Genomic DNA, 9,385 nt, shown 5'->3' on the forward strand with positions numbered 1-9,385 from the left:
CCCCCCCCCCCCCCCCCCCCGCCCCTGGTCTTTTATGGCTTGTTTTTCCGGGCCCTTAGTGGCACCCGCCGCAGCGGCTGCAATCGCCGCCGCAGGTTTTGCCCTGCTTTTTGTCCCGGATCATGCTGCGGAGGGCCAGCCCCACCGCACCGGCTACCGCGCCGGCCACCAGAATCGTATAAGCGTTTGCCATCAGCCAGTCCATAGGCTGCCTCCTTTCAGGATGAGAAAATCAAAGGGTGGGTTTATGCGGATTGGGCGGACTTTGCGGCCCGGAACCGGACCTCCTCCCGCACCTTGGGGGCGGGGCGGAAGAGCATCCAGAGCAGCACGGCCAGCACTGCCAGAGCCGCCACCGTCCAGAGGCTGAACACCGCCTCGCCGGTGATAAGGCCGCCCAGCTGGTAGGCGATCATGGAGATCGCGTAGGCAAAGGCGCACATATACCCGATGGCGAAAGCCGTCCACTTGGGGTTGTTCATCTCCCGCTTAATGGCGCCCATGGCCGCGAAGCAGGGGGCGCAGAGCAGGTTGAAGATCAGGAAGCTGTATGCCCGCATGGCCCCGAAGTCGGCGGCCACCGCGGCCCAGATGGGGCTGGAATCCTCCATCAGATCCACCTCGCCCGCGTACTGGTAGAGCACGCCGAAGGTGTTGACCACCTCTTCCTTGGCGATCAGGCCGGTGATGGTGGCGACGGTGGCCTTCCAGGCCATGTCGCCCGCCCAGCCCAGGGGATAGAAGATCCAGGCCAGGGCGTTGCCGATGACGGCCAGCAGGGAGTGGTTGTTGTCCTCCACTGCCTGGAACACCCCGTCCACAAAGCCGTAGCCCTGGAGGAACCAGAGGATAATGGAGGAGATCAGGATCACGGTACCAGCCCGCTTGATGAAGGACCAGCCCCGCTCCCAGGTAGCCCGCAGCACGTTGCCCCAGGCGGGGGCGTGGTAGGCGGGCAGCTCCATGACGAAGGGAGCGGGCTCCCCGGCGAAGGCCCGGGTCTTTTTCAGGATGATGCCCGAGACGATCACCGCGCCGATCCCGATGAAGAAGGCCGAGGTGGCCACCCAGGGGCTCTCCCCAAAGACCGCGCCCGCAAACAGGCCGATGATGGGCAGCTTTGCGCCGCAGGGGATGAACCCGGTGGTCATGATGGTGAGTTTGCGGTCCCGGTCCTGCTCAATGGTGCGGGTGGCCATGATGCCGGGCACGCCGCAGCCGGTGGCCACCAGCAGGGGAATGAAACTCTTGCCCGACAGGCCGAACCGGCGGAAGATCCGGTCCATCACAAAGGCGATGCGGGCCATGTAACCCACGTCCTCCAGAATGGCCAGCAAAAAGCAGAGGACCAGAATCTGGGGCACAAAGCCCAGCACCGCGCCCACGCCGGCCACGATGCCATCCTGAATCAGGCCGTAGAGCCACTCGGCCACCCGGGGGGCGCCGGTGCCGTCCAGCAGCAGGGCGTCGAAGAGCCCGGGCACGATGGAGCCGAAGAGGGTGTCGTTGGCCCAGTCGGTGCCCATGGTGCCGATGGAGAAGGGATAGCCGCCCATGGCGATGGCGTAGACGGCGAACATAATCACTGCGAAGATGGGAAGGGCCAGCACCCGGTTGGTCACCACCTGGTCGATCCGGTCCGAGACGGTCATGTTGTCCTTCCGGGGCTTTTTGACCACCGCCTTTTCCACCACGGTGTGGATGTAGGCGTACCGCTGGTTGGTGATGATGCTCTCGGCGTCATCCTCCATCTCGGCCTCGCAGTCGGCGATGTGCTGCTCGATGTGCTCGGCCAGGATGTTGTCCTTGTCCAGCCCCAGCTGCTCCATCACCCGCTCGTCCCGCTCAAAGAGCTTGATGGCGTACCAGCGCAGGAACCGTTCGGGCACCCGGCTCTGGATGGACTCCTCAATGTGGGCAATGGCGTGCTCCACGCTGCCGGTAAAGACGTGGGGCAGCTCTTTGGCTTCGCCGCCCCGGGCCGCCGCCAGCGCCGCCAGAGCGGCCTCCTTGCTGCCCTCGCCCTTGAGGGCGCTCATCTCCACCACCCGGCAGCCCATGGCCTCGCCCAGCTTTTTCAGGTCGATCTGATCCCCGTTCCGGCGGACCAGGTCGATCATGTTGACGGCGATCACCACCGGAATCCCCAGTTCAATCAGCTGGGTGGAGAGGTAGAGGTTCCGCTCGATGTTGGTGCCGTCCACAATGTTCAGGATGGCGTCGGGCTGCTCGTTGACGAGATAGGTCCGGGAGACCACTTCCTCTAAGGTATAGGGGGAGAGGGAATAGATACCCGGCAGGTCCTGGATGATGACATCCTTGTGGCCCTTGAGCCGGCCGTCTTTTTTCTCCACCGTGACGCCCGGCCAGTTGCCCACATATTGGTTGGACCCGGTCAGGTCGTTGAACAGGGTTGTCTTGCCGCAGTTGGGGTTGCCCGCCAGCGCGATTTTCAGTTCTGCCATCTGCTGCTCCTTTCTCTCTTGGGCCGGTGCCTCAGAGCACTTCGACCATTTCGGCGTCTGCTTTGCGGATGCTCAGCTCATAGCCCCGGACGGTCAGCTCCATGGGGTCCCCCAGGGGCGCCACCTTGCGGACATAGATCTCCACCCCTTTGGTGATCCCCATGTCCATGATCCGGCGCTTGACGGCCCCGGCTCCGTTCAGCCGGGCCACCGTGACGGTCTGGCCGACTTTGATATTGTTCAATGTGTTCATAGCTTTGGTTCCTCCCATACCGCTGCGATTTATCCTTCTGCCTGCCCCGGGCGGGGCGGCAGGTGGGTCAGATCATGATTCGGTTTGCCATGGTGCGGTCCAGCGCGATGCGGCTCTCCTTCACCTGGAGGATCAGGTTTCCCGCGATCTCGTTCACGACGGTCACGCTGCTGCCCACCACAAACCCCAGCTCGGCCAGGTGCTGGCGCACCTCGTCTTTGCCGGTGATTTTCTGAATGGTCACGGTCTCGCCGGGCCGTGCAATGCTTAAAGGCATCATAATGGTTCACCTCGATCTGGATGCCGGAATACTTGGTTATTAATGTATAACCTTGTTGACGTGGTTAGTTTAATTCGGCTAACCGTGAAAGTCAACCACTTTGTGAAAGAATCTTTAAAGTTTGTTATATCTAACAAACCATGAGAATCTTTTTGAGGCAAAACCGGCATTTTTCCGGCAAAAGGCTGCGGCCCCGGGCCACGGGGCAGGTTCCGTGGGGCCGGGGCCGCAAAGCAAAAAAGGAGGATTTGCCTGCCGAGGCAGGCGCCAGGGGTAAAAGAGAGTATATCAAAAGAGGATGTCGAAAAGATCAGGCCGCCACGGTAAGCCGGGCGATGGGCCGCCCGCTGTGGAACAGCCGCAGGTAGATGGCGGTGCATTTTTGGAACTGGTCGAAAATCCGCTGGGCGGCGGCGGGATCGCCGTAGGCTTTCCAGCAGCCGCAGCAGGTAAAATTCTTGCCCTGGTTCTGGATAAAGCCCAGCACATCCCCCAGGGGGTAACCCAGAAAGACCCCGATCTCGTGGGGGAACTGGCCGCTGGCCCCGAGACGCCCCGCCAGCTGTTCCAGCAGAGCGGCGCAGCCCGCGGGGCCCGTCTCTGTGCCGGGCAGACGGTAGCCCTCCTGGGAGAGGAAGGCCCGGGTCTCGGGCCGGGAAAGCTCGGCCCAGAGCTTGGGCGCCCGGTAGACGTAGACCAGGTAACAGCAGGTGTGAGGACACTCTTTCAGCACCAGCAGCCGGACCCCTTTGGGGTTCAAGGCGGCGTTCCACCCCTCCACCCGGGCATAGAGGGCGGCCCGGTCCCGGCACTCCAGCCGGAAGAGATTGGCGGGTTTCAGCCCCGCCAGGGTGGGGGCACACTGTTCAATCATCACCGTTTCAAAATTGCGTTCCATCCGGTTCACCTCGGCTGCATGGTTTTTGTTTAGTATTCCAGCCCCGGGGACTGGTATGTAATTAGTCTAAACTAACTCAGAAAGGAAAAAATAACAGCGGAGGAGATCCGCCTGCTGCACTGGTTAGCTAAAACTAACAACTGGAGAATACCATATCCCGCCCGGCTTGTCAACCCTGAATTGGAAAAGCCGCCCCTGGCCACTCCGCCCGGAATATGGTATACTGGCCCCATTGGGCCGCGATGGGCGGCCAGGGAGGACAGAAAGAAATGGCAGCAGCACAGATGGAAAACCTGATGGACTGGGTGAGCGCCCAACTGGCGCAGGGGGGCGGGCCGCTGGTGGTGGCCATCGACGGCCGGTGCGGCAGCGGCAAAACCACCCTGGCGGCGGCGCTGGCGGAGCACTTCCCGGCCAGCCTCACCCTCCACATGGACGATTTTTATCTGCCTCTGGGGCAGCGGGCCCCCGGCTGGGAGAATACCCCCTGCGCCAACATGGACCTGGACCGTTTTTTGGCCGAGGCGCTGGCCCCCGCCCGGGCGGGGCAGACTGTCCGGTACCGGGCGTATTCCTGCGCCCGGGGGGCGTTGGAACCGGAGCGGCTGCTGGCCCCCCAGCCCCTGGTTTTGGTGGAGGGGAGTTATTCCCACCACCCGAAACTGGCGGGGTTCTACCATCATAAAATCTTTGTCACCTGCCCGGCGGAGGAGCAGGCCCGCCGCCTGATGGCCCGGGAAGGGGAGCGATATTCAAACTTTGCTCGGCGGTGGATCCCCCTGGAGGAGGAATATTTTGCCGCCTGGCAGATCCCGCAGAAGGCGGACCGGATTCTCGACACCGGGGCCGAACCGCTGGAATAAAACAGAACTGCCTTATAGTAAAATAAACGCCGGGGGAGATCCCGGCGTTTTTATGCGGTGATTTTGTTTGGCATCTCTTTTTGAGCCTCTCCGGGCATCCGGATAAAAGAAAAACATCCGCTGTAAAACAGCGTGGCCCGTGCTCCCCGGTAGTGCGCAAAAGAGATTGGCACCCGCGGGCTAAGCAAAGCCGCGCTGTGGCTTTGCTTGCCGTGCCTGCGGTCCGGCCGCCCTGTTCGAGCCCCTCTGGACACCCCACAAACAAAAAAGACATCCGCTGTTTTACAGCGGATGTCTTGGTGGGGTGCCCAGAGGGACTCGAACCCTCGGTCTCCAGATCCACAATCTGGCGCGTTAACCGACTACGCTATGGGCACCACATATATGCGCCCGAAGGGACTCGAACCCCCGGCCCACTGCTTAGAAGGCAGTTGCTCTATCCACCTGAGCTACGGGCGCACGTTGTTATCCCAAAGGGTACCTGTATGAGGCAACAGCAACTCGGTGTGTGTTGTGTTGCGAGAGATATATTACCATACTCTTCGGGTTCTGTCAAGAAAAATCGGAAAAAACTTTTCTCCCGTTTTTCTCGCCCTCAGAGCCACATTCCCAGGACCCCCAGCCCAAAGCCCAGAGCAGCCCCTGCCGCTACGTCCCGGGGGGCGTGGACCCCGGCCAGCACCCGGACCACACAGACCCCCGCCGCAGCCGCCGCCATGATCCAGCCCACCGGCGGGTAGAACCGCAGCCAGGCCGCCGCAATCACCGCCGCGCTCAACGCGTGCCGGCTGGGGAAAGCCTGGCCCCTGGTGGCCTTGTCTGCCAGAGGTGTAAACCCCGGCTGTTCGTAGGGCCGGGGGAAGTTGAGCTTGGCCCGCAGGGCGCTGCCCCCGATAAAAACTGCTGCCGGCACCGCCACCGCCCGGGCCAGGTCAAGCCAGCTGCCGCCCCGGAGAGCCTCAAAGCCCAACAGGCCCAGCAGCACCGGGTAGCCCAAAAACAAGAGCCGGGGCAGAAAGAGATCCGCCGCCGCCAGGGCCGCCAGCGCCCCGGGCCGGGCGGTGAACCAGTCGTAGATTTTTTTGTACTGCTGCGGGGTCACGGCGGCTCCTTTCTTTGGGTCAAAAACAGGTGTTGAGATATTCCTCCACGTCGAAGGGCTCGGGGGTGGAGTCTTTTCGCAGATAGAGGGGGTGGTGGGGGTGGCCCTTTTTGCTCCGCTTGCCGAAGGTCACCCAGGGAATATTCTTCTCCCGGGTCAGGGCCACCATCTGCCGCATCAGCCCGGGCAGATACTCCCGTTTTTCGATCAGGGTACCCCAGGCCGCCCACATGGTGGGTTCGGTCTCGGCCAGCACCGCCGCCAGCCAGCGCAGGTTCTCGGCGCAGAGAGCGGGGTCGGGGGTGCGGTCCATCTCGTTGGGGTCGGTGGCCCGCTGGGGGTAGACGTTGAACATGATCCAGCTGTCAAAGCCGTTGGCCGCCGCCAGACGTTCCACGCTCTTGAGGGTGGGGTCCAGAGCGCCGGGCTGAGCGGTGCTGGGGTTGATGCCGATGCAGACTAAGGGCTTGCGGCCTACCCGGCCCAGCACATAGCGGTAGGGCTGGTAGGTGTGGGGCTCATAATACCACAGGCCGCCGGGATATTCGCCGGCTTCCAGACGGGGGAGAGTTTCCAGTTCCATAGGGGGGACATCCTTCTGTATGTATTTTTTTATTATCCTACCTGAAAGTTTGACGCAAATCAACACTTTTGGCCAAAAGAGTGGTATACTGGTACCAGAGGCGGCCAGGTCGGCCGCCCCCGCACTGGCTTTGCTGAACGAGAAAGGAGCCTGCTTTTTATGATGGAAGATTATAAAGCCGCCCTGCGTGCGGGGCAGCGTGCATACCGTGCCTGCGTGGCCCGGGGCCAGTCCCCCTATCTGGCGGTGCTGGATGATATTTTGATGAACGTCAACATTGTCTCCCAGGAGGATCTGGGCCTGATCAACATCCCCGCGGAGCAGATTGTGGGTACCAAGACCAGCGGTCGCCACACCGCTTTTGCCCCCAACTTTATGCCCCTGCTGGGGCCGGACACCGAGTTTGCCTCCAAGTGGTCCAACCTCTGCGACGCCCACCTGTCCGAGGGCATCCACAGCCCGGTGACGGCCTATGAGTTTTTGAACCGCTTTTATATCCAGGAGGGCAACAAGCGGGTGTCGGTGCTCAAGCACTTCGACGCCGCCAGCATCCCGGGCACCGTCACCCGGCTGATCCCGGCCCGCAACGACAGCACCGAGAGCCGGATCTACTACGAGTTCCTGGATTTCTATAAACTCTCCCAGATCAACGAGGTGAATTTCTCCCGCCCGGGGGGATACGCCAAACTCCAAAAACTGGTCTGCAAGGCCTCCAATGAAGCCTGGACCGACGACGACCGGCTGAACTTCAAGGCTTTTTATACCATGTTCCGCCAGCAGTATCTGGCCCTGGGGGGCGGGCAGCTGCCCCTGGCCGTGGGCGACGCCCTGCTGGTTTACCTGTCGGTCTACCGCTACTCCGACGCCTGCGAGGCGACCCCCGCCCAGCTGAAAGCCCAGCTCACCAAGCTGTGGGACGAGATCACCGTCCTGACCCAGCCCCAGGCGGTGGAGCTGTCGCTGGAGCCCCCTGCCGCAAAACCCCCCCTCCTGAACGTCCGGATCCCCCGGCTCACCGAGCTGAAGGTGGCGTTCCTCCACGAGCACGACGCCCAGACCAGCGCCTGGGTGAAGGCCCAGCAGGAGGCCCTGCCGGTGCTGGCCAGCACCTTCCAGGACCGGGTGATCCTGACCACCCGGGAGCATGTGGATTCTTTCGTGGACGCCGGGCAGGTGATCGAGGAGGTAGCCCACGACGGGGCGGACGTCATCTTCACCAGCAGCATCCGGATGCACACCGCCTGCCTGAAGGTGGCCGCCCAGCACCCCAAGACCAAGTTCCTCAACTGCTCTCTCAACGCCCCTCACCCCCTGGTGCGGACCTATTACCCCCGCACCTACGAGGCCACCTATCTGCTGGGCATCCTGGCGGGCATCATGTCCCCCACCAACTGGGTGGGCTTTGTGGGCACCAACCCCATCTACGGGGTGCCCGCCGCCATCAACGCCTTCGCCCAGGGTCTCAAAACCGTCCGCCCCGAGGGGCGGATCCTGCTCCGGTGGGCCTGCCTGCCCGATCCCGAACATCCCCTCGACTTCTCCGACCGGCCCGAGATCACCGTCTTTTACGCCCGGGACAGCCGGGAGGCCCCCGATACCTTCCGGGATTACGGCCTCTGCCGCCGGCTGCCCAGCGGGCTGCTCCAGCCTTTGGGTCTGCCGGTCTGGCGGTGGGATATCTTCTACCAGGCGATCATCCGCTCCATTCTGGACGGCACCTGGGAGACCGGCGCCAACGGCCGCGCCATCAACTACTGGTGGGGAATGAAGAGCGGCGCCGTGGAGCTGTCCTATAGCCAGGAGCTGCCCGGCGGCACCCTCCAGCTGCTGGATCTGGTGGAAAAGCAGCTGCAAGACGGCATCCTGCATATCTTCCCCATCAAGAGCTATGCCCAGGGCCACAAACTCTGTTCCCCCAAGGGGCCCATTTACAGCCCCAAGGAGCTGATGGAGATGGACTGGCTGGACGAGTGTGTGGAGGGGTCGCTGCCCCACTACGACGAGCTGAACGCCAAGACGCGGTTCCTGGTGGATATCAACGGGCTGGACATCATCAAACAGGCGCCGGATTCCCCGGCCGCCCAGTGATCCCCCCGGCGGGAAGAATGGAGCAAACGGGACGTGAAGATACTAGCAATTTCAGATGTGCCTTCCAAGGCACTGTGGGACTACTGTTCCAAAGAACGGCTGGCCGGCATTGACCTGATCCTCTCCTGTGGGGATCTGCCGGCGGGCTACCTCGAGCATATGACCAATTTTACCACCGTACCCATCCTGTATGTGCACGGAAACCACGACGAGTCCTATCAAACCCGGGCGCCGGGGGGCTGCATCTGCATCGACGATGCCCTTTATATCTGGAAAGGGCTGCGGATCCTGGGCCTTGGGGGCAGCATGCGCTACAACCAGGAGAGCAGCTTCCAGTACACCGAGCGGGAGATGCGGTGGCGGATCATCCGGATGCGGTGGGCGATGTACCGGGCCGGCGGGATCGACCTTCTGCTGACCCACGCCCCCGCCCGGGGCCTGAACGACGGGGAGGACCCGGCCCACCGGGGGTTTGAGAGCTTTAACGAGGTCTTGGACCGCTATCAGCCCGGCTGGTTTGTACATGGGCACATCCATCTGAACTACGACGCGCAGCTGCCCCGGGTCTGCACCCGGGGGGAGACCACCGTCATCAACGCCACCGAGCGGTATCTGTTCGACATCCCGGATCCCGCCCCTTCGCCGCTGTCCGGCATGATCAAGGGGATTTTTTAAAACAGGAATCAAAAAAGGCGCTTCCCCTTGCTGAACCGCTCCAGTAAAAGTAGACAGTGAAAAAAGAAGGCCTCCTGTGGTAGAATAAAACTACTACAGGAGGTCTTTGCTATGCCAAGAAAATACAGCCACATTCAGGAACACGAGAAAGAGATATTAGAACTTCGCAGCCAGGGAA

At 62.1% G+C, this 9,385-nt stretch carries 10 protein-coding genes and 2 tRNA genes; 3 read left to right on the top strand and 9 right to left on the bottom strand.

What is annotated here, in order from left to right; translation table 11 throughout:
• Window positions 1-55: 55 nt before the first annotated feature.
• The 5 genes from JCM17207_RS09595 to JCM17207_RS09615 form a co-directional block, all read right to left on the bottom strand.
• Complete coding sequence (locus tag JCM17207_RS09595) at window positions 56-205, bottom strand: FeoB-associated Cys-rich membrane protein (RefSeq protein ID WP_373871953.1); 150 nt, start codon at window positions 203-205, stop codon at window positions 56-58.
• Window positions 206-245: 40 nt separating this feature from the next.
• Window positions 246-2,465 carry a ferrous iron transport protein B gene (gene feoB, locus JCM17207_RS09600; RefSeq protein WP_238317447.1) on the bottom strand — a complete coding sequence of 740 codons (2,220 nt, stop codon included), beginning with the start codon at window positions 2,463-2,465 and terminating at the stop codon, window positions 246-248.
• Window positions 2,466-2,496: 31 nt separating this feature from the next.
• A complete protein-coding gene (locus JCM17207_RS09605; protein WP_238317448.1) occupies window positions 2,497-2,718 on the bottom strand; it encodes a FeoA family protein in 222 nt (73 codons plus the stop codon).
• Window positions 2,719-2,785: 67 nt separating this feature from the next.
• Window positions 2,786-2,998, bottom strand: a complete 213-nt coding sequence (locus tag JCM17207_RS09610) for a FeoA family protein (protein ID WP_238317449.1) — start codon at window positions 2,996-2,998, stop codon at window positions 2,786-2,788.
• Between the two features lie 310 nt (window positions 2,999-3,308).
• The gene (locus JCM17207_RS09615) at window positions 3,309-3,896 is read right to left on the bottom strand and encodes a DUF3793 family protein (protein ID WP_238317450.1); all 588 of its coding nucleotides are present in this window, start codon (window positions 3,894-3,896) and stop codon (window positions 3,309-3,311) included.
• Window positions 3,897-4,165: 269 nt separating this feature from the next.
• Here JCM17207_RS09615 and JCM17207_RS09620 point away from each other — a divergent pair, with 269 nt between their 5' ends.
• Window positions 4,166-4,759, top strand: coding sequence for a uridine kinase family protein (locus JCM17207_RS09620; RefSeq protein WP_238317451.1), 594 nt, complete (start codon window positions 4,166-4,168; stop codon window positions 4,757-4,759).
• A 300-nt stretch (window positions 4,760-5,059) separates the two neighbouring features.
• On the opposite strand, the gene JCM17207_RS09625 is transcribed toward JCM17207_RS09620, so the two are convergent.
• The 4 genes from JCM17207_RS09625 to JCM17207_RS09640 form a co-directional block, all read right to left on the bottom strand.
• Window positions 5,060-5,136, bottom strand: a tRNA-His gene (locus JCM17207_RS09625).
• Between the two features lie 8 nt (window positions 5,137-5,144).
• A tRNA-Arg gene (locus JCM17207_RS09630) sits at window positions 5,145-5,218 on the bottom strand.
• A gap of 136 nt (window positions 5,219-5,354) precedes the next feature.
• Window positions 5,355-5,861, bottom strand: coding sequence for a phosphatase PAP2 family protein (locus JCM17207_RS09635; protein ID WP_238317452.1), 507 nt, complete (start codon window positions 5,859-5,861; stop codon window positions 5,355-5,357).
• Window positions 5,862-5,880: 19 nt separating this feature from the next.
• A complete protein-coding gene (locus JCM17207_RS09640; RefSeq protein ID WP_238317453.1) occupies window positions 5,881-6,444 on the bottom strand; it encodes a DUF1643 domain-containing protein in 564 nt (187 codons plus the stop codon).
• A 159-nt stretch (window positions 6,445-6,603) separates the two neighbouring features.
• Between JCM17207_RS09640 and JCM17207_RS09645 the strand changes: the two genes are divergently transcribed.
• Complete coding sequence (locus JCM17207_RS09645; RefSeq protein ID WP_238317454.1) at window positions 6,604-8,532, top strand: BMP family ABC transporter substrate-binding protein; 1,929 nt, start codon at window positions 6,604-6,606, stop codon at window positions 8,530-8,532.
• A 33-nt stretch (window positions 8,533-8,565) separates the two neighbouring features.
• Window positions 8,566-9,207, top strand: a complete 642-nt coding sequence (locus tag JCM17207_RS09650) for a metallophosphoesterase family protein (RefSeq protein WP_238317455.1) — start codon at window positions 8,566-8,568, stop codon at window positions 9,205-9,207.
• The last annotated feature ends 178 nt before the right edge of the window (window positions 9,208-9,385 follow it).

Origin of the sequence: Faecalibacterium gallinarum (assembly GCF_022180365.1) — a bacterium.
GTDB classification, from domain to species: domain Bacteria; phylum Bacillota; class Clostridia; order Oscillospirales; family Ruminococcaceae; genus Faecalibacterium; species Faecalibacterium gallinarum.